Source organism: Mesorhizobium sp. M1088, assembly GCF_040318575.1.
GTDB lineage: Bacteria > Pseudomonadota > Alphaproteobacteria > Rhizobiales > Rhizobiaceae > Mesorhizobium.
In genome coordinates this window covers 26,611-50,364 of record NZ_JAMYMO010000024.1, presented here as the reverse complement: position 1 = coordinate 50,364, position 23,754 = coordinate 26,611, and the positions used below count along the sequence as shown (strand labels likewise).

General features: G+C 63.6%; 27 protein-coding genes and 1 riboswitch. Of the genes, 14 read left to right on the top strand and 13 right to left on the bottom strand.

Features of this window, described 5'->3' with window-relative positions; all coding sequences use genetic code 11:
* Window positions 1–208: 208 nt before the first annotated feature.
* From ftsE to NKH49_RS23175, 3 genes are all read left to right on the top strand, one after another.
* Window positions 209–868 (top strand): cell division ATP-binding protein FtsE, encoded by a 660-nt coding sequence (ftsE, locus tag NKH49_RS23185; protein WP_023677923.1) that lies wholly within the window; start codon window positions 209–211, stop codon window positions 866–868.
* The gene (locus tag NKH49_RS23180) at window positions 861–1,844 is read left to right on the top strand and encodes a cell division protein FtsX (RefSeq protein WP_352616030.1); all 984 of its coding nucleotides are present in this window, start codon (window positions 861–863) and stop codon (window positions 1,842–1,844) included. The genes ftsE and NKH49_RS23180 overlap by 8 nt, the downstream gene beginning before the upstream one ends.
* Before the next feature lie 262 nt (window positions 1,845–2,106).
* Entirely contained in the window at window positions 2,107–2,694 is a 588-nt protein-coding gene (locus tag NKH49_RS23175) for a YdcF family protein (protein ID WP_502898558.1), read from the top strand.
* A 29-nt stretch (window positions 2,695–2,723) separates the two neighbouring features.
* On the opposite strand, the gene NKH49_RS23170 is transcribed toward NKH49_RS23175, so the two are convergent.
* Complete coding sequence (locus NKH49_RS23170; protein ID WP_352471424.1) at window positions 2,724–3,344, bottom strand: pyridoxamine 5'-phosphate oxidase family protein; 621 nt, start codon at window positions 3,342–3,344, stop codon at window positions 2,724–2,726.
* A 131-nt stretch (window positions 3,345–3,475) separates the two neighbouring features.
* Between NKH49_RS23170 and NKH49_RS23165 the strand changes: the two genes are divergently transcribed.
* The gene (locus NKH49_RS23165) at window positions 3,476–4,384 is read left to right on the top strand and encodes a LysR family transcriptional regulator (protein ID WP_352540197.1); all 909 of its coding nucleotides are present in this window, start codon (window positions 3,476–3,478) and stop codon (window positions 4,382–4,384) included.
* A gap of 106 nt (window positions 4,385–4,490) precedes the next feature.
* Window positions 4,491–5,291: a lysophospholipid acyltransferase family protein gene (locus NKH49_RS23160; RefSeq protein WP_352616036.1), complete on the top strand. Its 801-nt coding sequence runs from the start codon at window positions 4,491–4,493 to the stop codon at window positions 5,289–5,291.
* Between the two features lie 27 nt (window positions 5,292–5,318).
* On the opposite strand, the gene NKH49_RS23155 is transcribed toward NKH49_RS23160, so the two are convergent.
* Window positions 5,319–5,939: a LysE family translocator gene (locus NKH49_RS23155; RefSeq protein WP_352616039.1), complete on the bottom strand. Its 621-nt coding sequence runs from the start codon at window positions 5,937–5,939 to the stop codon at window positions 5,319–5,321.
* 78 nt (window positions 5,940–6,017) lie between these two features.
* Window positions 6,018–6,965, bottom strand: coding sequence for an aldo/keto reductase (locus NKH49_RS23150; protein ID WP_352616042.1), 948 nt, complete (start codon window positions 6,963–6,965; stop codon window positions 6,018–6,020).
* A gap of 346 nt (window positions 6,966–7,311) precedes the next feature.
* Here NKH49_RS23150 and NKH49_RS23145 point away from each other — a divergent pair, with 346 nt between their 5' ends.
* The gene (locus tag NKH49_RS23145) at window positions 7,312–8,292 is read left to right on the top strand and encodes a quinone oxidoreductase family protein (RefSeq protein WP_352616045.1); all 981 of its coding nucleotides are present in this window, start codon (window positions 7,312–7,314) and stop codon (window positions 8,290–8,292) included.
* Between the two features lie 44 nt (window positions 8,293–8,336).
* Here the strand turns inward: NKH49_RS23145 and NKH49_RS23140 are convergent, their stop codons facing one another.
* Window positions 8,337–8,870 (bottom strand): gamma-glutamylcyclotransferase, encoded by a 534-nt coding sequence (locus NKH49_RS23140; protein WP_352616048.1) that lies wholly within the window; start codon window positions 8,868–8,870, stop codon window positions 8,337–8,339.
* 114 nt (window positions 8,871–8,984) lie between these two features.
* On the opposite strand from NKH49_RS23140, the gene NKH49_RS23135 reads away from it, so the two are divergent.
* Window positions 8,985–9,986, top strand: coding sequence for a DUF2125 domain-containing protein (locus tag NKH49_RS23135; protein WP_352616051.1), 1,002 nt, complete (start codon window positions 8,985–8,987; stop codon window positions 9,984–9,986).
* 133 nt (window positions 9,987–10,119) lie between these two features.
* On the opposite strand, the gene NKH49_RS23130 is transcribed toward NKH49_RS23135, so the two are convergent.
* Together NKH49_RS23130 and hisC are read right to left on the bottom strand one after the other, a co-directional pair.
* Window positions 10,120–11,055, bottom strand: coding sequence for a prephenate/arogenate dehydrogenase family protein (locus tag NKH49_RS23130; protein ID WP_352471433.1), 936 nt, complete (start codon window positions 11,053–11,055; stop codon window positions 10,120–10,122).
* Between the two features lie 6 nt (window positions 11,056–11,061).
* Window positions 11,062–12,171, bottom strand: coding sequence for a histidinol-phosphate transaminase (hisC, locus tag NKH49_RS23125; protein WP_352570573.1), 1,110 nt, complete (start codon window positions 12,169–12,171; stop codon window positions 11,062–11,064).
* A 138-nt stretch (window positions 12,172–12,309) separates the two neighbouring features.
* Window positions 12,310–12,387: riboswitch (SAM riboswitch) on the top strand.
* A gap of 76 nt (window positions 12,388–12,463) precedes the next feature.
* On the opposite strand from hisC, the gene metX reads away from it, so the two are divergent.
* Entirely contained in the window at window positions 12,464–13,633 is a 1,170-nt protein-coding gene (gene metX / locus NKH49_RS23120) for a homoserine O-acetyltransferase MetX (RefSeq protein ID WP_292661143.1), read from the top strand.
* A gap of 58 nt (window positions 13,634–13,691) precedes the next feature.
* Window positions 13,692–14,306 carry a methionine biosynthesis protein MetW gene (metW, locus tag NKH49_RS23115; protein ID WP_352471435.1) on the top strand — a complete coding sequence of 205 codons (615 nt, stop codon included), beginning with the start codon at window positions 13,692–13,694 and terminating at the stop codon, window positions 14,304–14,306.
* A 51-nt stretch (window positions 14,307–14,357) separates the two neighbouring features.
* On the opposite strand, the gene NKH49_RS23110 is transcribed toward metW, so the two are convergent.
* Window positions 14,358–14,579 carry a hypothetical protein gene (locus NKH49_RS23110; protein ID WP_352616055.1) on the bottom strand — a complete coding sequence of 74 codons (222 nt, stop codon included), beginning with the start codon at window positions 14,577–14,579 and terminating at the stop codon, window positions 14,358–14,360.
* On the opposite strand from NKH49_RS23110, the gene NKH49_RS23105 reads away from it, so the two are divergent.
* Entirely contained in the window at window positions 14,578–14,784 is a 207-nt protein-coding gene (locus NKH49_RS23105; RefSeq protein WP_352483502.1) for a hypothetical protein, read from the top strand. The two genes, NKH49_RS23110 and NKH49_RS23105, sit on opposite strands and share 2 nt — an antisense overlap.
* A gap of 85 nt (window positions 14,785–14,869) precedes the next feature.
* Here the strand turns inward: NKH49_RS23105 and NKH49_RS23100 are convergent, their stop codons facing one another.
* On the bottom strand, window positions 14,870–15,190 hold the full coding sequence (locus tag NKH49_RS23100; protein WP_352540204.1) for a DUF1330 domain-containing protein: 321 nt from the start codon (window positions 15,188–15,190) through the stop codon (window positions 14,870–14,872).
* 235 nt (window positions 15,191–15,425) lie between these two features.
* Here NKH49_RS23100 and NKH49_RS23095 point away from each other — a divergent pair, with 235 nt between their 5' ends.
* Both NKH49_RS23095 and NKH49_RS23090 read left to right on the top strand, forming a co-directional pair.
* Window positions 15,426–16,172, top strand: a complete 747-nt coding sequence (locus NKH49_RS23095; protein WP_352616058.1) for an SDR family NAD(P)-dependent oxidoreductase — start codon at window positions 15,426–15,428, stop codon at window positions 16,170–16,172.
* A gap of 42 nt (window positions 16,173–16,214) precedes the next feature.
* Window positions 16,215–17,240, top strand: coding sequence for an RNA polymerase subunit sigma-70 (locus NKH49_RS23090; protein ID WP_352616061.1), 1,026 nt, complete (start codon window positions 16,215–16,217; stop codon window positions 17,238–17,240).
* A gap of 18 nt (window positions 17,241–17,258) precedes the next feature.
* On the opposite strand, the gene NKH49_RS23085 is transcribed toward NKH49_RS23090, so the two are convergent.
* From NKH49_RS23085 to NKH49_RS23075, 3 genes are all read right to left on the bottom strand, one after another.
* A complete protein-coding gene (locus NKH49_RS23085; protein WP_352616064.1) occupies window positions 17,259–18,065 on the bottom strand; it encodes a DUF1194 domain-containing protein in 807 nt (268 codons plus the stop codon).
* Between the two features lie 76 nt (window positions 18,066–18,141).
* Entirely contained in the window at window positions 18,142–19,974 is a 1,833-nt protein-coding gene (locus NKH49_RS23080) for an ABC transporter ATP-binding protein/permease (protein ID WP_352616067.1), read from the bottom strand.
* 128 nt (window positions 19,975–20,102) lie between these two features.
* Window positions 20,103–20,873 carry a class I SAM-dependent methyltransferase gene (locus tag NKH49_RS23075; RefSeq protein WP_352451212.1) on the bottom strand — a complete coding sequence of 257 codons (771 nt, stop codon included), beginning with the start codon at window positions 20,871–20,873 and terminating at the stop codon, window positions 20,103–20,105.
* Between the two features lie 98 nt (window positions 20,874–20,971).
* Between NKH49_RS23075 and gloB the strand changes: the two genes are divergently transcribed.
* Entirely contained in the window at window positions 20,972–21,739 is a 768-nt protein-coding gene (gloB, locus tag NKH49_RS23070) for a hydroxyacylglutathione hydrolase (RefSeq protein ID WP_352471442.1), read from the top strand.
* A 21-nt stretch (window positions 21,740–21,760) separates the two neighbouring features.
* Window positions 21,761–22,189: a cupin domain-containing protein gene (locus NKH49_RS23065; RefSeq protein WP_352616071.1), complete on the top strand. Its 429-nt coding sequence runs from the start codon at window positions 21,761–21,763 to the stop codon at window positions 22,187–22,189.
* Between the two features lie 4 nt (window positions 22,190–22,193).
* Here the strand turns inward: NKH49_RS23065 and NKH49_RS23060 are convergent, their stop codons facing one another.
* The gene (locus NKH49_RS23060; protein WP_352616074.1) at window positions 22,194–22,865 is read right to left on the bottom strand and encodes a lysoplasmalogenase family protein; all 672 of its coding nucleotides are present in this window, start codon (window positions 22,863–22,865) and stop codon (window positions 22,194–22,196) included.
* Entirely contained in the window at window positions 22,862–23,749 is an 888-nt protein-coding gene (yddG, locus tag NKH49_RS23055) for an aromatic amino acid exporter YddG (protein ID WP_352616076.1), read from the bottom strand. Before yddG ends, NKH49_RS23060 begins: the two co-directional genes overlap by 4 nt.
* Window positions 23,750–23,754: the final 5 nt, after the last annotated feature.

The window sequence follows — 23,754 nt, the reverse complement described above, 5'->3', positions numbered from 1 at the left end:
CGATCCTCAGCCATCATGGCCCAACACTACCGCACCTGTTCGCTGTTCGTTTCTTTTGGGTAAACGGAAATGGTTAACGCTTCCCCACCGGAACCCCTGTGACTCGCTCGAAAAGCCCCCAAATTAACCGTCGGTTAACCATGCCGGCCGATGGTCTTTCCACAGAAAGGGCTGGCATCTTGCCGCCGAGAATTTCAGGTCGTCGAAAGTGATCCGCTTCGAAAATGTCGGCCTCCGCTATGGCATGGGTCCGGAGATTCTCCGCGACATCTCCTTGCACATTCCGGAGCGCTCCTTTCAGTTCCTGAGCGGACCTTCAGGCGCCGGCAAGACGACGTTGCTGCGGCTTTTGTTCATGTCGCTGAAGCCGACGCGCGGCCTGATCACCATTTTCGGCAAGGACCGCTCGCGCATCTCGCGCACCGAATTGCCGCATCTGAGACGTCGCATCGGCGTGGTGTTCCAGGATTTTCGCCTGCTCGACCATATGACCACCTACGAGAACGTGGCATTGCCGCTGCGCGTGCGCGGCCGCGAGGAGGCGACCTATCGCACCGACGTCACCGAGCTGCTGAAATGGGTCGGCCTCGGCGAGCGCATGCATGTGCTGCCACCGGTGCTGTCTGGCGGCGAGAAGCAGCGCGCCGCCATTGCCCGGGCGTTGATCGAGCAGCCCGAGATCCTGCTCGCCGACGAGCCGACCGGCAATGTCGACCCGCCGCTGGCGCGACGCTTGCTGCGGTTGTTCATCGAGCTCAACCGGCTGGGCACCGCCGTGGTGATCGCCACACACGACCTCGGCCTGATGGAACAGGTCGACGCACGGCGAATGATCCTGGCCGGCGGAAGGCTGGACATCTATGACTGAGCTCTCCGTCGAACATTTCGAGGGTCAGGACGCCGCGGCGGCAAAGCCCCGCGTCCAGCGCAAAATGGCGCCGATCGTGCCGGCGCAGAACATCGCCGGCCGGGCGCTGGTGCTGGTCATTGCCATCATGACGTTTCTGTCCTGTCTGACGTTTGGCGCAGTCACGCTGGTGCGTGACACCGCCTCCGTCTGGGAGAACCAGATCTCGCGCGAAGCGACCATCCAGATCAAGCCGGTCGACGGCCTCGACATGGAGGCCGCACTTGCGCTGGCCTCGCAGATCGCCGGCGAATTCCCTGGCGTGAAAAGCGCCAGGATCATCGATCGCGAAGCAACGGCCCGACTGCTCGAGCCTTGGCTAGGCTCGGGCCTGAACATCGATGAGCTGCCGGTGCCGCGCTTGATCATCATCACCATCGACGAGAATAGTCCGCCCGATTTCGCCGCACTGCGCGCGGCAATCACGCCGAAGCTGCCGAGCGCCTCGCTCGACGATCATCGCACCTGGGTCGACCGGCTGGTTGCCATGGCCCGCACCACGGTAACGATCGGTATCGCAGTGTTGGCGCTGATGCTGTCTGCGACGGTGCTGACCGTTGTATTCGCGACGCGCGGCGCCATGGCCGGCAATGGCCACATCATCGAGGTGCTGCATTTCGTCGGCGCCGAGGCGCGCTTCATCGCGCGCGAATTCCGCCGGCATTTTCTGGTCACCGGCATGAAGGGCGCCGCGGCAGGCGGCGCCGCAGCGATCCTGGTCTTCATCGTCTTCTCCTGGTGGTCGTCACACAACATGGCAACGCCGCAGGCCGACCAGGCGACCGCCCTGTTCGGCAATTTCGCCATCGGCTCGGCGGGTTATCTCGGGGTCGCTGTCATGGTGCTGGTGATCGGCGCGCTGACGGCGGCAACCTCCCATTTCACCGTGGTTGCTTATCTCAGCGACATCGACATTCGCCAGCCGGACGCCGGCTAAAGGAAAGATCGATCACGGATGAAAACGCATCGTCACGAAAATTGCATTTTTTTCCTACCAAAGGCCGTATTTCGGGATTAACCATTTCATGATGGACGTTCGGGACTCGACCGATACCGCTGGATGCATGCCAGTGCTGGTTGCGCGCCCGCCTGTATTCGCCGAGCCTGATGAATTTGCCAAGCCGGATCAGTTTGCCAAACATGGGCGGCTGCTGGCAGGCCGCTCCTTGCGCATCTCGGCTCTCCTTCTGCTCGCCTTTATGGCGCTGTTTGTCGCCGGCTTCGGCTGGTTCGCCAATACCGTCAGCCGCCTGACTACGCCCGCCAATCCGGCAAGGGCCGACGCTATCATCGTGCTGACCGGCGGCCAATCGCGCCTCGACGCTGCGATGGGCCTGCTTGCCTTAGGCAAGGGCGAGCGGCTGCTGATCAGCGGCGTCCATCCCTCCGCCAGCCGCCGCCAGCTTCAGGCCGCGACCGGCGGCGACAAGAGGCTGTTTTCCTGCTGCGTCGACATCGACCGCGCCGCGCTCGACACGATCGGCAATGCCGAGGAAAGTGCCAAATGGGTCGAGGACCATGCCTACGGCACCGTCATTCTCGTCACCAATAATTATCATATGCCGCGTAGCCTGCTGGAAATGGGCCGGCTGCTGCACGGCGCAAGGCTCGAGCCCTATCCGGTGGTCAACACCAACCTCGAGAATGGCGGCTGGCTGACCAAGCCGGAAGCGCTGCGCGTGCTGTTCACCGAATACAACAAATACCTGCTGGCGCTGGCGCGCGGCATCATGCCGGTGAAGCAAACCGAGAGCGTCGCGCTGGCCGACGCCGCAGGCGGAAGCTGAACGGCACCGGCACTTTTATTCCCTGGCTCTTATTCCCTGGCTGCTGCATCCGATCGCAAGCGTGCGATCTCCTGTTCGAGCCGTTCGATGCGCTTGTCGCGTTCGCCGAGCGCCGCCGCCACGTCGGCCGCTTCGAAACGCTGCGGGATGTGCTGCGAGCAATTTGAATCCCAAGCCGAAACCGTAAACAGGATGACCTGCTCGGGTCGCGCCTTATAGTCTTGCGGCATCAGCTTTGCCGTCAGCTCGGCATCGCCCTCGACGACTTGCGCTTTGCCCCAGATCTTGATGCGCTGCCGGTGCGCATAATCGATCAGGAATAGGAAAGCCTGTGGGTTGTCGCTGAGGTTGCCCTGGGTGATGAACTGCCTGTTGCCGGAAAAATCGGCAAAGCCGATCGTCCGTTCGTCGAGCACCGTGAGGAAACCGGCAGGCCCGCCGCGATGCTGGATGTAAGGCTGCCCGTCCGCATTGGCGGTCGACAGAAAGACGCTGGTCTGCGCCTCGATGAAGGCGGCGAGATCGGGCGTAATTGCCGCCTGCCAGCCGCCACGCTCCTCGACACGGGCATAGGCCTGGCGCGAGCCCTTGCGCGCCTGAATCGCCTTCACCGTCGGGGTGAAAGCAACATCGCTGGTGTGAGCGTTCATGGAAGCCTCCTCAAGCGCCGAGCTGCGCTGCATTGCTAGTCGGGAAAATACGTCCTTCCATCTTCGAGATGCAGATGCCATATCTGCAATCCATCCTTCCGTTTTCCGGAAGGGCAAATTTCGGGAGAGCTATGGATCGCCTCCAGTCCATGTCGCTTTTCGTTGCCGCGGCGGAGACAGGCAGCCTCTCGGCTGCCGGGCGCCGCTTCGGCATTCCGCTGACGACGGTCAGCCGCAAGGTTTCGGACCTGGAAAAGCACCTGAAGACACGGCTGTTGAACCGCTCGGCGCGGCAGCTGTCGCTGACCGATGCAGGCCATGCCTATCTCGCCGCCTGTCGTCGCATTCTCGACGAGGTCGGCGAGGCCGAGCGAATAGCCGCCGGCGAATACAATGCCCCGACCGGCGAACTCATCGTCACTGCGCCGATCGTCTTCGGCCGCCTGCATGTGCTGCCGGTCGTCACCAGCTTCCTCTCCGTCTATCCTGAGGTAGGTGTGCGGCTGACACTCGCCGACCGGATAACCCAGTTGGTCGAAGAGCACATCGACCTCGCCATCCGCATCGGCGAGCTTGCCGATTCGAGCCTGATCGCCACCCGCCTGGGCTCAATCCGCCGCGTCGTTTGCGCGAGCCCGGCCTATCTCGCCGAGCACGGCACACCGAAAACGCCGCAGGAGCTTGCAGCACACAGTGCCATCACCTTCGAAGGGCTCACCGCCGCAGCCTGGAGCTTCGCCACCGGCAAGACCGAATTCAGCGTGCCGATCCGCTCCAGGTTACGGGTCAACACGGCTGAGGCAGCGATCGATGCGGCGATTGCCGGCGTCGGCGTGACGAGGCTGCTTTCCTATCAGATTGCCGCCGCAGTCCGGTCGGGTACGCTGCGCCCGGTGCTGCAAGAGTTTGAGCCAGACCCATGGCCGGTGAGCCTCGTCCATGCCGGCCAGGGGCTACTGCCGGTGAAGCTGCGCGCATTCCTCGACTTCGCCGCCCCGCGCCTGAGACAGCGCCTGCTGCAGGCCGCGTGGGAAACGTGACGAAGACGGCCCTCGCAAGGCCGGGCCGATCGCCCGCCTCGCAGCGTTTCCTTTTTGCCGGCGCTTGGTGTAACGAACGCACACCTCCTCACCGGGCACTTGTTGTATGCTGTATTTCCGCTCGCTGGCGTTCAATCTCGCCTTTTACCTCAATCTGATCGTCCAGATGATCCTCTGGACCCCGTATTATTTCCTGTCGCCGCGCCATCGCGCCTGGTTCGTGCCGAAATTCTGGTCGCGCACCAGCATGTGGCTCTACGACAAGATCGCCGGCACCAGAAGTGAGATCACCGGCCAGGAAAACCTGCCTGACGGCTCCTTCATCCTGGCGCCGAAGCACCAGTCCTTCTGGGACACGATCGCTTTCCTGCCTTATCTCGACGATCCCGTTTACATATTGAAACGGGAGCTGACGTGGATCCCGTTCTTCGGCTGGTACATTTTGAAGATGCGGATGATTCCTGTCGACCGCGGCAGCCGCTCGAAGGCATTGAAAATGGTGATCGCCGCGACCAAACAGGAATTGGCGCGCAATCCGCGCCAGCTGATCATCTACCCCGAGGGCACCCGCCGGGCGCCGGGCGACGAACCGGTCTACAAATATGGCATCGTCGAACTTTATGCCCAGCTTGGCATTCCGGTGGTGCCGGTCGCCCACGTCGCCGGTCTCTATTGGCCGCGCCGCAAATTCCTGCGCTATCCCGGCACGATCAAGGCGCGCTTCCTGCCGCCGATCCCGCCCGGCCTCGGCAAGGACGAATTCATGCAACGGCTGATCGGCGAGACGGAAGCCGCCTGCGACCAGCTTCTCGTCGAGGCGGCACAGACGCCGAACCCGCCGCCGATGCCGCCGACGGCAATGAAACGGCTTGGTGAGCTCGATGCGAAACCTGAATTGAAAGGCTGAGACACCCGCCGCGCATGCCGGAAAGGCTCACGGCAAGGCAGCCAGGGCGGCTGTTGCAACCAGCGTCACGGCAAACACCAGATTGATGATCCGCGACGCCAGCGGTTTGCGCAGCAAATGTGCAAAAGCCGCGCCGGCGAGAAGCCACAAGAGATGAATGGCAGCAATCATCAAGGCGAGGACCGCCAGCTTGGCTGAAATAGCAAGACCGCCGGCGCCAGGAGACGCGCCGGCGAACACGGCGGCAATCGCCACATAAGCTTTCGGATTGGCAACGGCCAGAAGGAACCCGCCCAGGAAAGTGGGAGGTGCCGCCCCACCAATGCGTGCCGCCAGCGGCGGCGCCGTCGCTATCTTAAACGCCAGATAGAGGATGTAGGCTGCTGACGCGACCGCCAACAGCGCTGCGAGCTTCGGCAGCGCGGTGAGAACGGCCATGATGCCCGTCGCCACCACCAAAAGCACGAGAACCGTCCCGACAACGATTCCCGAGGCATAGCGCAGCGAACCGCGCAGGCCGAACGCGGCGCCGATCGCGGTGACGCTTATCGTCGCCGGCCCCGGGCTGCCCATGACGATGGCCGACGCCAACACAAGCGCCAGCAATCGCTGCCATAGCTGCTGATCGATAAGACCCTGTCCGGCCATGCGACGTCCCTGCATCCTGTGACGAGGCAGGGACGGTAAGGCAAGGCAGCGGCGCCGGTCTTGAACGATCGTGCGCGGCTACGCGCTGGCCTTGTCGAGCTCGGCGATATCGTCCGGGCCGAGCTGCAACGACGCGGCACGCACCAGGCTGTCGAGCTGGTCGAGCGTCGTCGCGCTGGCGATCGGGGCGGTGACGCCGGGCCGCGCCATGACCCAGGCAAGCGCCACTTCCGCCGGCTTGGCCGAATGTCTGGCCGACACCGCATCGAGCGCTGAGAGAATGCGCATGCCGCGCGCGTTGAGATAGCCTTTCACACCACTGCCGCGCGGACTTTTGCCGAGATCGGCTTCGCTCCGGTACTTGCCGCTCAGAAACCCTTTGGCGAGGCTGAAATAGGTGATGACGCCGATGTCCTCGGCCGCGCACAGATCGCGCAGCGGACCATCGAAGGACGAGCGGTCGTAGAGGTTGTATTCCGGCTGCAGCACCTCGTAGCGCGGCAGGCCGCGCAGGCTTGCTACGTCAAGTGCGGCCCGCAACTGGGCGGCGTCGAGGTTGGAAGCGCCGGTATAACGGATTTTGCCCTTGTCGAGCAGTTTCTGGTAGGCGCCGAGCGTTTCCTCATAAGGGGTCGCCGGGTCGGGCCAGTGCGACAGATAGAGATCGACGCTATCGACCTGCAGCCTCTTCAGCGAAGCATCGATGGCGTTTTCGATATAGGCGGCGGACAGGTCCCTCTTGCCCTGTCCCATATCCGAACCGACCTTGGTGATAACGACAACCTTGTCGCGGTTGCCGCGGCTTTTCATCCATTTGCCGATGATGGTTTCGGATTCGCCGCCCTGGTGGCCGGCAATCCAGCGCGAATAGGAATCGGCCGTGTCGATGGCGTTGAGGCCAGCGTCGACAAAGCGGTCGAGCAGGTCGAACGAGGTTTTCTCATCGGCGGTCCAGCCGAACACATTGCCGCCCAGAACCAATGGCGCGATGGATAGGTCGGTGCGACCGAGACGACGTTTCTGCAAGGCTGATCTCCATGGTGATTCATGCTGGGGCGGATGGGAGCCGCCGACCGGGCTAACCTATGTCGCGCCGTGGCAACGTCAAACGCATAGCCTCTTTTCCAGCCCGCCGGCGCTTCACAAAGCCGCGACCCGCCGCGCCGTGTCCGGCCCCAAGGCGCTGGTCCCGGGTATCCAAACCAGCAGCCTCTGAAGAAACGATCTGGCAAGTTTGGCACATAGATTGTCAAATCTGCCAATTCTGACTTTTGCCGGCCGACCGTAGGTTCCGCCGCGCTGACGCAAGTCTCAGCACGGTCTGGCCGGGGCTCAGACTGTTGGCCTCGGATCGTTTGTTATGGAGACCGGCATGAAAGCAATTGTATTTGACGCCATCGGTTCGCCGCGCGACGTGCTCTATGTGAATGACCTGCCGTTGCCACGGATCAGCGACGGCGAGGTGCTGGTCAGGATGGTCTCGGCCTCGATCAATCCGGGCGACTTCCTGTTTATCCAGAACCTCTATCCCGAACCGAAGAAGCCGCATTTTCCCCGGCAGATCGCCGGAAACCATGGCGCCGGCATCGTCGAAGCCGTTGGCGAGAACGTTCGGTTGGAACCGGGGACGCTTGTCGCGTTCAGCTATTATGGCAGCTGGGCCGAGTACGCCGCCATTCCCGCCGAATGGCTGATCCCGTTGCCTGCCGGCTATCCTGTCGAACGCGCCGGGCAGATGGTGAACCCCATTACCGCGTGGGATCTGCTGGTGGATTCCCGTGTGCGGCCTGGCCAGTGGCTGGCTGTCACGGCCGGCTATTCGTCAATTTCGACAATGGTGATGCAGTTCGCCCAACGACGCGGCATCAACGTCATCGCTCTTGTGCGGCGCTCGCACCAAAGCTTCGATCTGAAGACGCTTGGCGCCGCCGCCACTCTTGACCTTTCGGAGTTGAAGACAAGTATCCGGGAAGCCGTGATGGATATCACCGGCGGCGCCGGATTGAATGGGATTATCGACAATGTCGGCGGACCTGTCAGCGGCGAATTGATCCGCACCCTGGCGCTCGGCGGGCAGATGGTGATCAATGGCGGAATGAGTGCCGAGCGCTTCGAACTGCACAATTTCGACGTGTTGCTGAGCGGCGTCGAAATCAGGGCGAATATCTATCGCTACTTCTTTTCGCCGCCTGCCGAAGCCGACCGGCCTGTCCTATGCGAGATTATCGACACCTTCGGCCAGCCCGGCTTCCACGTTCCTGTCGGCGGTCTCCACCCGCTGACCGAGTTCAAGCTTGCCGTGGCAAACAGTCTGGATCGCGCCGATCTTGGAAAACAGATTTTCAGGATGTAGCCCGCGTCACGACACCGAAAACATCATGGTAACGACAAAAGGCGCTACGTCGCGATCCGTCTCGTCACGTCTTCCAGCCAGTGGTCGCTTATACCCAGTGCTTCGAGGTGCTCCAGCGTGCTGAGCACGTAATCCTCATTCCTCCCCGATTGGCCGACGGCGCCGCGAACGACGGCCGCCGCCTCGGCCGGGTCGAGCGCACCGGCATATTGCTCATGGCTGCGGTCCACGACATAGGCGACGGCGTCGACCGTCTTGCCCCCATCCGTTTCACCCTTGTCGAGGCGAACGCTGAGCACACGTTCGAGATAGACGTTGGTGACCAGCTCGCGTTCGCGCAGATAGGTAATGACCTCGTTGCGCAGCTCGCCTGGAACCCGGAACGCCAGCCCGATGCAGGAGCCTCCGCGGTCGAGGCCGAGCACCAGGCCCGGCCGTTCGCGCGTGCCGCGATGCACGAAAGAATAGACGCAGAGCGAACGGCGGTAGCCATGCAGGCGGGCGCGCCGCGTCTCGACATGTGCGAATCCCGGTCGCCAGATCAGTGAGCCGTAGCCAAAAACCCAAAAATCGCCCATATCGCCAAGCCTGATTGTGACGACCACCTCACCGGTGGTGTTTCAGTCCGTCTACCTGTTGGTGCCGCAAGCGACAGCCCGCCCGTGCCACCCCGCGTTAACGAAAGCCGCAGCATGACGTCAAGTGACGAGCGCCCGCCGCCCAGCCAACGTCGCCGCCTGTTGTGGCTTGCCGCTTTCATCCTCGTGCTGTTCGGCATCTACAGCGCGGGCTGGTTCTACCTGGCGGACCTGGTCGAGAGCGCAACCAAAAAGGCGGTCGCCGATCTCGACGACAAAGGCATCAAGGCCGACTGCGCCAATCTCGCGGTCAGCGGCTATCCCTTCAGCTTCACCGTTTCCTGCGATAGCCTGGCTTACGAGGACGACAGCCGCAACGTCGCGACATCGACAGGCAAGATCAACGCCGCCACGCAGATCACCCGGCTTCTATCGCCTGCCGCCGAGCTCAGGGGGCCGCTCAGGACCTCAGTTCCCGGCATGACCCCGCTCTGGATCGACTGGGATGATCTGCGGGCCGACATGAAGCTGTCCTGGCCACTGCCGAGACGCCTCTCGCTGCAGGCAGAAGGCCTGTCCGGCCAGACCGATCCGGCAGACGACACCGATCCCGTCTCGCTGTTCAGCGCCGGAACCGCCACCGGACAATTGCGCCCAAACGGCCCGGACATCGACTATGCCGGCAATTTCACCGATCTTGAAATCGACGCGGCGGCCATCGGCGGGCGCGTCTTGCCGCCGCTCGACGGCAGCGGCGACGTGACGCTGAAGAACGGCCTGACACTGATCAAGGCAAATCCGACGAGCCTGCGCGGCCAGGCGGCCGAAATCCACGAGCTCGATCTGTCGTCCGGAACTGCGCGCATCACCGTTTCCGGACCGCTGTCGGTCGATGACGACGGTCTCATAAATGCCGACCTGACGATCAGGCTCAATGATCCAAAGGCCGTGGCGGCAATCCTCGCCACCGCCATCCCCGAGCAGAAGAAAGAGATCCAGACCGGCTTTGCCGGACTGGCGCTGCTCGGCAACCAGCCGTCGATGCCGCTGAAGATCGTCAGGGGCAAGGCCTCGCTCGGCTTCATCCCGCTCGGCAAGATCAAGCCGCTCGACTAGAGCAATTCCAGGAAAAGTGTGAAACGGTTTTCCGTCCGGAATTGCGCAAAACAAAGAGATAGAGCCGTTCGGCGTTTCTGTGAAACGATGAACCGCTCTAAGCCAGGCCGGCCTGCGATCGGCCTGCCGCGGCTTATCCCTTCGGCGGGTGTTCGACTGCCTGGCGGCCGAAATCCGGTACGTCGATATCCTGGCCGGCCTCGATGATCGAGCGGCGGACGGCGCGGGTGCGGGTGAACAGGTCGAACAGTTTTTCGCCGTCGCCCCAGCGGATCGCCCGCTGCAGCGAGGACAGATCCTCGGAAAACCGCGCCAGCATTTCGAGAATGGCGTCCTTGTTGTGCAGGCAGACGTCGCGCCACATGGTCGGGTCGGACGCCGCGAGACGGGTGAAGTCGCGAAAGCCGGAAGCCGAGTATTTGATGACCTCGGACTTGGTCACCGACTCCAGATCGTCGGCGGTACCGACGATGTTGTAAGCGATGATATGCGGCAGGTGCGAAACGATGGCCAGCGTCATGTCGTGATGCTGCGGGTCCATCGTGTCGATGTTGGAGCCGCAGCGGCGCCAGAATTCCGAGAGCTTTTCCAGTGCTGCGGGATCGGTGCCGGGCAGCGGCGTGAAAATGCACCAGCGGTTCTCGAACAGTTCGGCAAAACCGGCGTCCGGTCCCGATTTTTCGGTGCCGGCCAAAGGATGGCCGGGGATGAAGTGCACGCCATCAGGCACGTGCGGCTGCATCTGCGCGATCACCGACGCCTTGGTCGAGCCGACATCGGTGAGGATGGCGCCCTTCTTCAGCGCCGGCGCGATCTCCGCGGCGACCGTACCGGAAGAACCGACCGGCACCGAAACGATAACCAGATCAGCATCGCGAACCGCCTCTTTCGCATCCGTCGTATAGGTGTCGCCAAGGCCGAGTTGGCTCGCCCGTGCCAGCGTCGCTTCGCTGCGCGTCGAAATCGCGATTTGGCCGGCGAGCCCCTCGCGGCGGATGACGCGGGCCAGCGACGAGCCGATCAGGCCGATGCCGACCAGCGCGATTTTTTCGAACATCGGTGATGTCATGGTGTTCTAGCTTTTCAGGAATGTCGCGAGTGCTGCGACAACGCCGCGATTGGCCTCTTCGGTGCCGATGCTCATGCGCAGCGCGTTGGGAAAACCGTACCCGGAAACGCGCCGCAATATGTAGCCGCGCGCACTGAGGTAGTCGTCGGCGGCCGCCGCCGAATGCTTTTTGTCCTCGGGAAAGTGGATGAGGATGAAATTGCCGACGCTCGGCGTCACCCGCAGCCCGAGCCCGCTTAATTGCTCGCTCAGCCAGGCCAGCCAGGTCTCGTTGTGCGCGACGCTGCGTTCGATGTGGGCACGGTCGCGGATCGCCGCGATGCCGGCCTCGATTGCCGTCGCATTGACGTTGAAGGGTCCCCGCACGCGGTTGATCGCGTCGATGACGTGCATTGGCGCATACATCCAGCCGATCCGCGCCCCGCCCAGGCCCAATTTGGAGAAAGTGCGGGTCATGACCACGTTTTCCGCGCTGCCCACCAACTCGACGCCGGCTTCATAATCGTTGCGCCGGACATATTCGGCGTAAGCTGCATCCAGCACCAGAAGCACGTTTCGCGGCAGGCCGGCATGCAGGCGGCGCACCTCCTGGAACGGCACGTAGGTGCCGGTTGGATTGTTTGGATTGGCAAGGAAGATGATCCGGGTAGCCGGCGTCACCGCGGCGAGGATCGCATCGATGTCGGCGCGTTCATCGGTCTCCTTGACCGTTACCGGGACGGCACCGGCCGACTGTATGTAGATCTTGTAGACCATGAAGCCGTGTTCGGTGATGATGGCTTCGTCGCCGGGTGCGAGGTAGGTCTGCGCCAGCAGGCCCAGAATCTCGTCGGAGCCGTTGGAGCAGACGATGTTCGCCGGGTTGAGCCCGTGCACCTCGGCGATCGCTTCCCTCAGGCGCCTGGCGCTGCCGTCGGGATAGACCGCGAGCTTGTCGGCGACCGCGCGCGCGGCCTCTATCGCCTTTGGCGAAGGACCGAGCGGGTTCTCGTTCGCCGACAATTTATGGACCTTGGCGACACCTTCAGGCGCCGCGCTCTTGCCGGGCACATAGGCTTCGATGTCCATGATGCCGGCGCGGGGCCTTGGACGTGTCTGATCCGGTGTCTGGCTCATTTCATGAAATCCGTCGAGAGTGCCTCCATCCGGAAGCCGCAGCGGAAATACAAGCCGTGGCCCGGAATGTCGAGGGCCGGCAATTCGGGATCAAGAACTTGCCGTTGACGAAGCCATGCGCGAGTCATAGAAGAACGGCTACAGTTCCGTGGTGATTTGGCCGGTCGGCTTGCAGCCACGTTAAACAACTTGCTAAAGGGCCGTTTGCATCTTGTAACCGGCTTTGCGAAGGCATGGCCGGTTTTTTGTTGCCCAGACCGGTGGACAACTGAAGGCCGGGCAAGGAGATGTGATGGTCGCTTTGCGCGCTCGAAAAACCAACAACGAGGCCGACCAGCCGTCGAGCCCGGTGTTGCGTTTCGGCGCCGACAAGCCGCTCAAGCTCGACGCCGGCACGCTGCTGTCGCCGTTCCAGATCGCCTACCAGACCTATGGCACGCTCAACGACGCGCGCTCCAACGCCATCCTCGTCTGCCATGCGCTGACCGGCGACCAGCACGTCGCCAACACCAATCCGGTGACCGGCAAGCCGGGCTGGTGGGAAGTGCTGATCGGTCCCGGCAAGATCATCGATACCGACCGTTTCTTCGTCATCTCGTCAAACGTCATCGGCGGCTGTCTCGGCTCCACCGGCCCCGCCTCGACCAATCCCGCCACCGCCAAGCCCTACGGGCTCGACCTGCCGATCATCACCATCCGCGACATGGTGCGGGCGCAGTTGATGCTGGTCGAGCATTTCGGCATCGAACAGCTGTTCAGCGTGCTGGGCGGCTCGATGGGCGGCATGCAGGTGCTGCAATGGGCCTCGAGCTATCCCGAGCGCGTCTTCTCGGCGCTGCCGATCGCCACCGGCGCCCGCCATTCCTCGCAGAACATCGCTTTCCACGAGGTCGGCAGGCAGGCGGTGATGGCCGACCCGGACTGGCACGGCGGCAAATATTTCGAGCATGGCAAGCGGCCGGAAAAAGGGCTGGCGGTGGCGCGCATGGCCGCCCACATCACCTATCTGTCGGAAGCAGCGCTGCACCGCAAGTTCGGCCGCAACCTGCAGGACCGCGAAGCGCTTACCTTCGGCTTCGATGCCGACTTCCAGATCGAGAGCTATCTGCGCCATCAGGGCATGACCTTCGTCGATCGCTTCGATGCCAACTCCTATCTCTACATGACGCGGGCGATGGATTATTTCGATCTCGCCGCCGACCATGGCGGCCGGTTGGCCGATGCCTTCGCCGGCACCAAGACGCGCTTCTGCCTGGTTTCGTTCACCAGCGACTGGCTGTTCCCGACCGAAGAGAGCCGCTCGGTCGTGCACGCGCTGAACGCAGCCGGCGCCTCGGTATCGTTCGTCGAGATCGAGACCGACCGCGGCCACGACGCCTTCCTGCTCGACGAACCGGAACTGTTCGCCGCCATCAAGGGCTTCATCGCCTCGGCCGCGCGGGCGAGAGGGCTCGGCGCATGACCCCGAAAAGTTGCGGACCGTTCGGATCAGGATCATGCGCCAGGCAGGAGCCGAAGGCATGAGCGTCAACCGCGCCCAGCGCGTCGACCTCGAAGTCGTCGCCGATCTCATCCCGCCGCAGTCGCGGGTGCTGGACGTCGGTTCCGGCGACGGCCTGCTGCTCGAATTGCTGCAGGAGACCAAGAAGGTCGATGGCCGCGGGCTGGAACTGTCGCAGCGCGGCGTCAACGAATGCGTGGCGCGCGGCCTGTCGGTTATTCAAGGCGATGCTGACAAGGATCTCCAATTCTATCCCGACAAGGGTTTCGACTTCGTCGTTCTGTCGCAGACCTTGCAGGCGACCCGCAATCCGAAGCTGGTGCTCGACGAACTGCTCCGGATCGGCAACCGCGCCATCGTCTCATTCCCGAATTTCGGCCACTGGCGGGTGCGCCTTTCGCTGCTCTTCAACGGCCGCATGCCGGTGACCAAGGACCTGCCCTATTCCTGGTACGACACGCCCAACATCCATTTCTGCACCATTCGCGACTTCGTCAATCTGTGCGACGAGCTTGGCGCGACGGTGGAAAAGGCAACCGCGCTCGACGCCAACGGCCAGCGGATCGGCTTCTCCATGCCTTGGTGGTTCTGGAACTTTTTCGGCCAGCAAGCGGTATTCCTGCTGAAACGATAGGTTTGACAGGCAGAAGCAACGAACCTCAGACCTGCGCAAGAAACCATATTTTCAATTTTCAATCCAATGAAGTTGCCCGGCATTCTTTGTTGCTTTAACAGGTCTCAAACGGGTTGGTTTGGGGGAAGCAATGAAGACGTTAGTATTAGCAACAGCTTTGATGTCGGCCACTTTGATTTCCGGATGCACGACGTCGAAGACCGATTTCCAGAATGGACAAGTCGCGTTGAGCGGCAGCCCGGCGCTGAAACGGCAGGCGATCCAGCGGTGCATGACCAAATTCAAGATGCGGTTCGGCAAGGTTGAAAGGGCAAACCTCGCCGCGCTCATGAACGTCCCGGATGCCGGATTGGAACACACGTTCTGCACGCGATTGATGAACGGCTTCGCGAACGGCAGGATCAACTACTCGGATTACCTGGCTGCATTGTCGCATGGCGACATGTCCAACGCGATCAAGGTGCTGCAGGGGCGGTGAAGCTGCCGATGCAGACGCGATCCAAATTCGGTGCCGCCAGATAGATGGCGGCACCATAGACGCCGGTTGTACCCGATCATTCCCTCTATTCAAGCACGTCCGTGGCCTTGTGCGGGTGCTGGACGCCATCAACGAAGACCACGTCGGACCGGGAATTGCCGGTACGCAGCGGCAATATCTCCTGATAGGCGGGCGAGTCGTACCATGCACGTGCCTGCTGCCGGTTGGGAAACTCGATGACTATGAGATAGCCCGGCCAGGTGTTTTCAACGACTTCCACCTCGCCTCCGTGCACCACGAAGCGGCCGCCAAACGGTTCCAGCGTGGCATCGATCTTGTGCAGGTACTCGACGATCTGCGGTCCCGGCGTGACCTGGCGCATATGGGCGACGGCGTAGGCGGTCATGGCGTAACTCCTTGTGGTCGAAGGCCGGACAACCGGCTTGATGGGAGCAGTTTGCCGAGACGTCGCGCACAGGTCGATTACCCCCGAGGTAATGACACTGAATACAAAACCGACGCGCCGCTGCCGTCAGCGGAAAGATATTTCCGCCTGGCACCGATGATTTCCACCCACCTGCGCTGTCCTTATCGATGAGCGCGCCTGGATGGTCCGGCGGCCGGGAATAGAGAGGTGATACATGGGATCGTTGCAAAATCAGAATGTCGTCGTCGTCGGAGGCAGCCGTGGTGTCGGCCGCTCCATCGCGGAGGCCGCTCTCAAGGAGAAAGCGACGGTGCTGGCCGTCGCCCGCGGAAAACAGGCCCTGGCGCAATTTGCCTGGGAGGTCTCGGGCGTGAAGACGCTCGCGGCCGATGCTACGATGGACTCCGCCCCGGATAAGGTCTTCGCCGCGCTTGAGCCGGACATCCTGGTGATCTGCGCAGGTGCGCTGGCGCCTTCTGCGCCGGTGCATGAACAGAACTGGAAGGCGTTCTCGGCAAATTGGGACACGGACGTCAAGGCGTCGTTCCTGTTTTGCCGGGCCGCTCTGCGGCGTCCGCTCAAGCCGGGGACCCGGATCGTTCTGATCTCCAGCGGCGCGGCCTTGACCGGCGGACCACCGAACGCCGGCGGCTATGCTGGCGCAAAACGCATGCAGATGTTCCTGGCCGGTCATAGCCAGAAGGAGGCCGACCGGCTTGGCCTCGGCCTGCGCTTCATGGCGCTCGCGCCGATGCGCATCATGCCGGAAACCGGCGTGGGCAAAGCCGGCGTCGACAGCATAGCGGCCTATATGGGCATCCAGCCGGCGGACTTCATCGCCGCCATGACCGACATGCAAACGCCGGCCGATGTCGGACGGGCGGTGGTCGCACTCGCCACCGGCCAGCCGCAAGGCAGTTCCTTCATGGTGAGCGGTAGCGGGCTTGCCCCGGCCGCCTGAGGGGCGCGTAATGCAACGCTCGCTCGTAACCGCAGAAGCCACATGACAAACGGTCAACCACCTCTGCAACCATCACGCCAGCCGATCCTCGATCGGCTGGCCTTCGAGAAGGTCACGGCCGCGCATCGCCGCGAGCTCAAGCTGCATTGTTATCGCATGATGGGTTCGCTGCACGAGGCCGACGACCTCGTCCAGGACACGTTGCTTCGCGCCTGGCGCGCAAGATCGGAGTTCGACGGGCGAGGTTCGGTTCGCGGTTGGCTCTACATGATCGCGACCAACGCTTGCCTCAACGCCATCAAGGCGAGGTCGAGGGCGCGTCGCATTCTCCGGGAACCCGGACGGCCGCCCTCGCACGGGGCGGCCATAGGCGGGCCGGTAGCCGACATCGCCTGGCTGGAGCCCTACCCCGACGCCGAGCTTCCAGACATTGCCGGCAGCGAGCCAGGTCCGGAAGCCCGTTACGAGAGCCGCGAGGCCGTCCAGCTCGCCTTCGTCGCGGCGATCCAGGATCTGCCGCCCAGGCAGCGCGCCGCGCTGCTGCTTGCCGACGTCCTCGGATGGTCGGCTGTCGAGACGGCGCGTTTGCTGGGCGGATCGACGGCTTCGATCAACAGCGCGTTGCAACGGGCCCGCGCAACGCTGGCGGCGCGCTATCCTCAGGGACGGCCGGCCAGCCGATCACGGCCCAGCCCCGAAGAAGGCCTGCTGCTCGAACGCTACATGCAGGCCTGGCAGGCCGCCAATCTCGACAGCTTGATCGAGCTGCTGCGTGAGGACGCCATCTACACCATGCCGCCTTGGCGTGAATGGTATCAAGGCCGCGAAGCGATCCGCGGTTTCTTCGAGACCGTCTGGCCTAAGTTTGGCGGCTTCCGCACACTGGCCACCCGCGCCAATGCCCAGCCGGCGGTCGGGGTTTATTCCCGCAGCCACGACGGCCCTGAATGGCGGGCCCATTCCCTGCATGTGTTCGACGCAGCCGAGGGCGGGATCGCTTCCTTGACGATCTTCATAGGGCCGCTCGGGCCATCTCTGTTCCCGGCCTTCGGCCTGCCACCAGCCTAGCTTACCCCTGGGCCAGCCTTATCGGTCAAGTTCCGGGAAATAGGGGTCCGAGAAAAACCTTCGGTCGCGCTCACCTTGCAGGCAGTCGATCGGTGCGTCGATGCGGATCGTCCTCGGATCCACCTTGGGATACTCGATGCCGCTGACCTCGAGGATCAGTTTGCGGCGAGTGGCGGTGGCGAATTCGGAAGCAGCATAGATCGGCAGCACGAACGAGCCCGGCCCGCCGGTAACGCATTCGGCATAATACCGGTCGAGATGGCTGAAGGTGGGTGACGGGCTGACCAGGATCGGCAGCCCGTTGATGACGATGCCCTTCGCCAGTGCCGCATCGCGTGCCGTTGTGACCGGCAAGCCGGTGTTGTTTGGGCCGTCCCCCGAGACGTCGATGACGCGGCGTTTGCCGGTGAAGGCCGTGCCGTCGAAAAGCTCGGCGCCGAAAGCCACAGCACCGGAAATCGAGGTGCCGCGAAAGCTCCTGAACGGGCGGGCCGCGATCTTGTCGGCGAAAGCGTTGGCGCTCTCCTTGCTGTCGACGACCTGCCAGGCAATGACCGCATCGTCGCGGATGGTGCCGGCCCATTCAAAATAGGCGATGGCGATGCGGCCGAAGGTGCCGGCACGCACGGCGTTGATGAAGTCGGGGTGGCGCAGCGCCGCGACATAGCCGGCGCGCTGCAGGGCAAACTCCCTTTCATCCATCGACTGCGAGATGTCGACGGCCAGCACCAACTCGACATCGACGGCAATTGCATTGGCCGGCGCGGCCGCAGGTGCCGCCGGGGTGCAGGCAAGGCAGGCGAGCAGGGCGAGTGCGTCAAGCATGGCCGATCGGAACGTTCCCATCTGAAACGATCGCGACAGTTTTTCGCCGCGATCGCGGCGAAATAAAGCTTGCCTTCTATTTCTTTCGGCCGGTCGAGGCGATCGCCGGGGGCGGTTCGATGGCACCTGCCCTGATACGGGCCGGCTTGAGTGGCGGTTGGCCGGCATCCTTGACGATGGTCAACGCCCGCCGGAAAAAGCGGGCATTGTGCTGGCCGCGGCCGATATTGAGGATCGCGGCGTCGGGAAGGCGCTTCTCCAGCATCGACAGCACTTGCCTCAGCGTTGGGCCGTCGAACGCGTCCAGCGCCTCGTCGATGATCACCCATTTCGGCCGTCGCAAGGCCAGCCTGGCAAAGGCCAGCAGACGCTGCTCGTCGTCGCTGAGCTCACGCTCCCAGCGCGCCGAGCGATCGAGCGAGGACGACAGGCGTTGCAGCCCGACATCGGCCAGCACCTCCGAGATCTCGGCATCGCTCGCCTCCGCCGCGCCGTCTGAATGGTTGAGCACCTCGCGCAGCTTGCCGAGCGGGAAATAGGGGGTACGCGGAACAAAGATCGGCGCTTCTCCGGCCGGCATGCCGATCCGTCCGCTGCCCCATGGCCACAGACCGGCAATGGCCCGGAAGAACAGCGTCTTGCCGGCGCCCGGATCTCCGGTGATCATGACCCGGTCGCCGGCGCGGATTTCGACATGCGCCTCGGCAAGCTTGGTGCATCCCTCCGGCGAGGCGACCTCGAGTTTCTCGAAGGTCAGGCTGCCGTCCGGGTTTTCGCCGAACGAAATGCGCCTTTCCGTATGGTGCAGCGCGTCGGTGTCGGCAAGCGCGATGCGGAAGTCGGCGACCCGCATCAGCGTAGCGCGCCAATCGGCGATGCCGCCGATATTGTTGATGAACCAGCGCAGCGACGAATGGACCTGGTTGAAAGCGCCGACTGCCATCATCAAGCCGCCAAAGCTGATATCGCCGGCGAAATAGACCGGTGAGGCGACCAGGATCGGCGCGACGACAGTGATCCAGCCATAGGTGTCGGTAACCCAGGAAAGATTGATCTGGGCGCTGTAGATGCGCCGCATGGCGCCCAGCACCATGCCGAGATCGAATTCGAGCCGGCGCCTGGCATCGGCCTCGCCATGCGCCAGCGCGATGGCATCGACATTCTCGTTGACGCGAACCACCGAGGAGCGCAGCTCCGCTTCACGCGTATAGCGATCGTTGTTGAAGCGGATCAACGGTCGCCCGACCAGCCAGCTCAACCAGGAGGCGGTGCCGGCATAAAGGATCGCCGCCCAGACCATGTAGCCGGGTATGGCCAGCGAATGGCCGCCTATGTGGAAGACGAAGCCGGAGGACAGCGACCACAGGACCCCAACGAACGAGGCAAGCAGGATGCAGGACTGCAGTAGGCCGATGCCAAGACCGGTGGAAAGATCGGAGAGATGCCCGGCATCCTGCTGCAGGCGCTGGTCGGGATTGACGCCGATGGCGCCGGCATGGGTCAGCCGGAAGGCACGCGCCGGCCGCATCCATTCGTCGATCAGGTCGAGCGTCAGCGCCTCGCGCAGCTTCAGGCGGAGCATCTGGTCGAGCCAGGTCTGGCCGACATTGAGCACCACAAGCCCGCCGGCGATGCCGGCAAAGACCAGAAGCTGATGCAGGAAAGCCGGCATGTCGCGCCGCGCCAGCGCGTCGTAGAAAGGCTGGTTCCAGCGATTGAGCAGAACCTGCCCGATCGAGCTCGCCACGATGACGGCGACGATGCCGATCGCTGCCCAAAGCAATTGTTTTCGCACCGGCGAGCTGGTCAGCGCTATCTTGATTGTTGCCAGCTGCTCACGCAGGCTGCTGGCTTCGATCGACGTGGCAAGCTTCTGGGCGCTGGCCTCGACATCCGGACGATCATCCATCGGTTAAATCCTTGCATTCGGAGCAATGCCAAACCGGTCATAGGGATCGGCCGCACGGCCTTCAATCGGACAGCAAACCTGATATCGTCAGATAGGCGTGAAAAAGCACGTCTCGGATCACGAACGCGTCATCCTGGCGGTGCCGGGTGTTCGGCCCGCGACAGCCGGCCAAGCGTCGGCGCGCCATGCGGCGAGAGAACCGGCACGAAGACGCGGCGGGACGCGCGCTGGGCAACCGGCACGCCTTGATAGAGCCGCTTCTGCGCCTCGACGACGATAACGCCCGAAAAGATCGGCCAGAAGCGCCGGCCGGCGCGTTCCAGCACGTTATGGAACTGCATCATGAAACGTCGCGGCGACGGCGGGAAGAACAGCGCATCGGACCACGCCGCCGGCGTGAAATTCGCTTCGCGCAGCAATTCGGTCAGCTGGCCGCGCGAGAACGGTCGGCCATTGCCGAAAGGCGTATGCTCGAAGCGTGCCCAGACACCGCGCCGGTTGGGCACGACGATGACGACACGGCCGGCCGGCGACAGCACCCGCCAGATCTCGTTCAGCGTCTCGCGCGGGTTCTCGACATGTTCGAGCGAATGGACGAGCAGCATGCGGTCGATGCAGGAATCGACCAGCGGCAGTTCCTCATCGAAGACCAGCGCGGTCGCCGTCGGCCCGGTCGCCGGCCAGACCACCGCGCCCTGTGTTGCCGGCATGAAGGCAAAGACACGCTCGGCATCGCTGCCGAAGCGTTCCAGCCACGGCAAGGTGTAGCCGAGGCCGACCAGCCGCTCGTTGGGCACGACGGCCCATATCGAGGACAGCGCCATGGTGATCGAGCGTTCGGCCAGGCGGCCGAGCGTGGTTGAATAAAACGAACGGAGATCGACAATGTCTGAATGCATGCGCGGAACGGTAGCTTCGAAGCAGTCCAAGTTCAACAAAGGCAGATGACATCGGCTGGCGGGCGCCCTATGTCTGCGGCAATAAAGGGAGAGATGCGATGCCGGTCGAGATCGAACAATTCATGTGCCGCAGCGACAATTTCGGCGTGCTGGTGCATGACCCGAAAAGCGGTCAGACGGCGCTCATCGATGCGCCCGAGGAGGCGCCCATCCTGGCGGCGATCAAGCGCACCGGCTGGACCCCGACGATGATCCTGACCACTCACCACCATCTCGACCATGTCGAGGCCAATCTGGCGCTGAAGGAGCGTTTCAAGCTGCGCATTGTCGGGCCGGAAGCCGAAAAGGCAAAGATTCCCGGCATCGACGAAACTGTCGAGCAAGGCTCGGTCGTCCATCTCGGCGACGAGCGGATCGAGGTCATCGCCACGCCCGGCCATACCGCCGGCCATGTCACCTATCATCTGCCGGCGTCGAAAGTAGCATTCGCCGCCGACACGCTGTTTGCGCTCGGCTGTGGGCGGCTGCTCGAATGCAAGCCGCCGGTGATGTACGAATCCCTGAAGAAGCTCGCGGCGCTGCCGGCCGAGACGGTCGTCTATTGCGGCCATGAGTATACGCTGGCCAATGCCCGTTTCGCGCTCACCGTCGACCCGACCAATTCGGCGCTGAAAGAGCGTGCCGCCAAGGTCGAGGCGCTGCGCGCCGACGGCAAGCCGACGCTGCCGACGACGATCGGCGAGGAACTGTCGACCAATCCGTTCCTGCGCTGGCACGATCCGGCGATCCGCAGGCATCTCGGCCTGGAGAAGGCCTCCGACGCCGAAGTGTTCGCCGAGATCCGCAAGCGCAAGGACAATTTCTGAGCGGCGCCAGGAGCTAGGGTCATGACCAGTTCCGCCGAAATCATCGCCCTGCTCGGCCTGAAGCCGCATCCGGAAGGCGGCTGGTATGCCGAGACCTTTCGCGACGGCACGGCAGGCACGCGCGGGCATTCGACGGCGATCTATTTCCTCCTCGAGAAGGACCAATTGTCGGCCTGGCACCGGGTCAAGGACGCGGCCGAGGTCTGGCATTTCTATGACGGTGCGCCGCTGGCGCTGTCGATACACCGAGAAGGCGGTCCCGTCATCGAGGAGGTCCTCGGTACGGCGCTTGCCGCGGGCGAGCGGCCGCAGATCGTCGTGCCGGCAGGCTGGTGGCAGTCGGCACGCAGCCTCGGCGAATGGACCCTGGTCGGCTGCACCGTGGCGCCGGGTTTCGATTTCTCCGCCTTCGAACTCGCCGAACCAGGCTGGCTGCCGGGAACGCCCTAGGCACCTAGCCCAGCAGCAAACCCAGCGTGATCGCCAGCTGGCCGACGTAATACAGCGCCCAGACCCCATGGCGCACCCAAATGCGGTGCGCCGAGATGGCGGGCAGCAGGAACTTTTCCGCGGCGTGCAGCCCGTCGGACAGCATGAGCAGGATGACGCCGCCGACGACCCAGACGCTGTTCAGGGTGAGCGCCGCAATGCCCATGCCAAGCAGCGCCGCGGCATGGATGCCAATCGGCAAACGCAAGGCCGGGCCGATGCGGCGCCAGAGCGCGAAAAGCATGGCCAGCACCGACACGATCATCGCCAGCACGATCGCTGCCCGCCACGGCTCGGCCGAAAGCAGCCCGAGGCCGCCGCCGGCACGCAGGAACAGCACGACGTAAAGTACGTGCGCGGCAAGAAAACTGGCCGTGCCGCCAAGAAATGCCTTCTCGCCGTCGCGCGACAGGAAGGCATCGCCGACGGCACTGGCGCCGAGCGCGGCGACGAGCAGCCATGGGCCGCCCTGCTGCACGACCAGCACCGCCAGCATCGCCACCGCCAATGTCCTTGCCGCCGACCGCGAAAGACGCGGCGGCATGCCGAGGCTGAACGCGTAAATCACCGCCGCCGCCAGCGAAAACAGCAGCGTCGCATTGGCATTGGCATCGATGCCGCCGGGAAACGGCATCATGCGTTTGCCTCGCTCGTAGCCCTCTTGCGCAGGAACAGCGATTTCGCCGCCAGTGCCGCGCCGCCGGTGATCAGCACGCAGGCGGCGAGGATGCGCCATGACGGCTCGGCGAAGCCGGCGGCGATCAGCACCAGGGTGGACAGCAGCGGCGCGGCATAGCTCGCCGCCCCCAGCACCTGGATGTTGCCGCGCTTGACGCCGATGTCCCAGGCATAGAACGCCGCCCCCACCGGCATCAGACCGAGGCCGAGCACGGCCAGCCACTGGCCGGCGCCGGCGGGCAGCACCGTCTGTTCCAGCAACAGATGGCAGACCAGCGAAAGCGCCGCGGTGGCGGCGCAGAACCAGGTGACGATGCTGGTCGGCACCGACGGGAAGCGCCGCGACAACAGCGAATAGGACGACCACAGCACCGCGCAGACGCCGGCCATGGCATAGCCGAAGGCATAACGCGCATCGAAGGCAAGCCCGCCGCCCTTGGTGACGATCAGGACCGTGCCGGCAAGGCCGAGCAGCGCGCCGGCGACGTGGTTCCAGGCCAGCCGCTCGCCCGGCATCAGCGCCGACCCGAGCACGATCAGCAGCGGCCACAGATAGGCGATAAGGCTGGCCTCGACGGCCGGCGCATTGCGCAGCGCGGTGAAGTAGAAGAAGTGGTAGCCGAACAGGCCGGCAATGCCGATCACCCAGACCTGGCGCGGTATCTTCGCGGCGCCGTCGGCTGCCGGCATGAACAGCCGGGCAACCAGCCCGACGCAAGTGCCGATCGTGAAGGTGATTGCCGAAAGCAGGAACGGCGGCACGGCGCCCGAGGCATCCGTAAGCAGCGCCAGCAGCGCCCACATGGCGACCGCGGAGAAGCCGATCAGTGTTGCGCGCGCCATACCCG

Bases quoted from the DNA above. Each gene is read 5' to 3' on its own strand.
- metX (WP_292661143.1), top strand. From the start codon at position 12,464: ATGGTCGCTTTGCGCGCTCGAAAAACCAACAACGAGGCCGACCAGCCG.
- NKH49_RS23090 (WP_352616061.1), top strand. From the start codon at position 16,215: ATGACAAACGGTCAACCACCTCTGCAACCATCACGCCAGCCGATCCTC.
- gloB (WP_352471442.1), top strand. From the start codon at position 20,972: ATGCCGGTCGAGATCGAACAATTCATGTGCCGCAGCGACAATTTCGGC.
- NKH49_RS23180 (WP_352616030.1), top strand. From the start codon at position 861: ATGACTGAGCTCTCCGTCGAACATTTCGAGGGTCAGGACGCCGCGGCG.
- NKH49_RS23135 (WP_352616051.1), top strand. From the start codon at position 8,985: ATGACGTCAAGTGACGAGCGCCCGCCGCCCAGCCAACGTCGCCGCCTG.
- NKH49_RS23060 (WP_352616074.1), bottom strand. From the start codon at position 22,865: ATGATGCCGTTTCCCGGCGGCATCGATGCCAATGCCAATGCGACGCTG.
- NKH49_RS23145 (WP_352616045.1), top strand. From the start codon at position 7,312: ATGAAAGCAATTGTATTTGACGCCATCGGTTCGCCGCGCGACGTGCTC.
- yddG (WP_352616076.1), bottom strand. From the start codon at position 23,749: ATGGCGCGCGCAACACTGATCGGCTTCTCCGCGGTCGCCATGTGGGCG.
- NKH49_RS23165 (WP_352540197.1), top strand. From the start codon at position 3,476: ATGGATCGCCTCCAGTCCATGTCGCTTTTCGTTGCCGCGGCGGAGACA.
- NKH49_RS23080 (WP_352616067.1), bottom strand. From the start codon at position 19,974: ATGGATGATCGTCCGGATGTCGAGGCCAGCGCCCAGAAGCTTGCCACG.
- NKH49_RS23160 (WP_352616036.1), top strand. From the start codon at position 4,491: ATGCTGTATTTCCGCTCGCTGGCGTTCAATCTCGCCTTTTACCTCAAT.
- NKH49_RS23110 (WP_352616055.1), bottom strand. From the start codon at position 14,579: ATGCACCGCTGGATCGCCTGCCGTTTCAGCGCCGGGCTGCCGCTCAAC.
- NKH49_RS23095 (WP_352616058.1), top strand. From the start codon at position 15,426: ATGGGATCGTTGCAAAATCAGAATGTCGTCGTCGTCGGAGGCAGCCGT.
- NKH49_RS23105 (WP_352483502.1), top strand. From the start codon at position 14,578: ATGACCAAATTCAAGATGCGGTTCGGCAAGGTTGAAAGGGCAAACCTC.
- NKH49_RS23155 (WP_352616039.1), bottom strand. From the start codon at position 5,939: ATGGCCGGACAGGGTCTTATCGATCAGCAGCTATGGCAGCGATTGCTG.
- NKH49_RS23170 (WP_352471424.1), bottom strand. From the start codon at position 3,344: ATGAACGCTCACACCAGCGATGTTGCTTTCACCCCGACGGTGAAGGCG.
- NKH49_RS23075 (WP_352451212.1), bottom strand. From the start codon at position 20,873: ATGCATTCAGACATTGTCGATCTCCGTTCGTTTTATTCAACCACGCTC.
- metW (WP_352471435.1), top strand. From the start codon at position 13,692: ATGAGCGTCAACCGCGCCCAGCGCGTCGACCTCGAAGTCGTCGCCGAT.
- NKH49_RS23065 (WP_352616071.1), top strand. From the start codon at position 21,761: ATGACCAGTTCCGCCGAAATCATCGCCCTGCTCGGCCTGAAGCCGCAT.
- hisC (WP_352570573.1), bottom strand. From the start codon at position 12,171: ATGAGCCAGACACCGGATCAGACACGTCCAAGGCCCCGCGCCGGCATC.
- NKH49_RS23085 (WP_352616064.1), bottom strand. From the start codon at position 18,065: ATGCTTGACGCACTCGCCCTGCTCGCCTGCCTTGCCTGCACCCCGGCG.
- NKH49_RS23140 (WP_352616048.1), bottom strand. From the start codon at position 8,870: ATGGGCGATTTTTGGGTTTTTGGCTACGGCTCACTGATCTGGCGACCG.
- NKH49_RS23100 (WP_352540204.1), bottom strand. From the start codon at position 15,190: ATGACCGCCTACGCCGTCGCCCATATGCGCCAGGTCACGCCGGGACCG.
- NKH49_RS23175 (WP_502898558.1), top strand. From the start codon at position 2,107: ATGGCGCTGTTTGTCGCCGGCTTCGGCTGGTTCGCCAATACCGTCAGC.
- NKH49_RS23130 (WP_352471433.1), bottom strand. From the start codon at position 11,055: ATGACATCACCGATGTTCGAAAAAATCGCGCTGGTCGGCATCGGCCTG.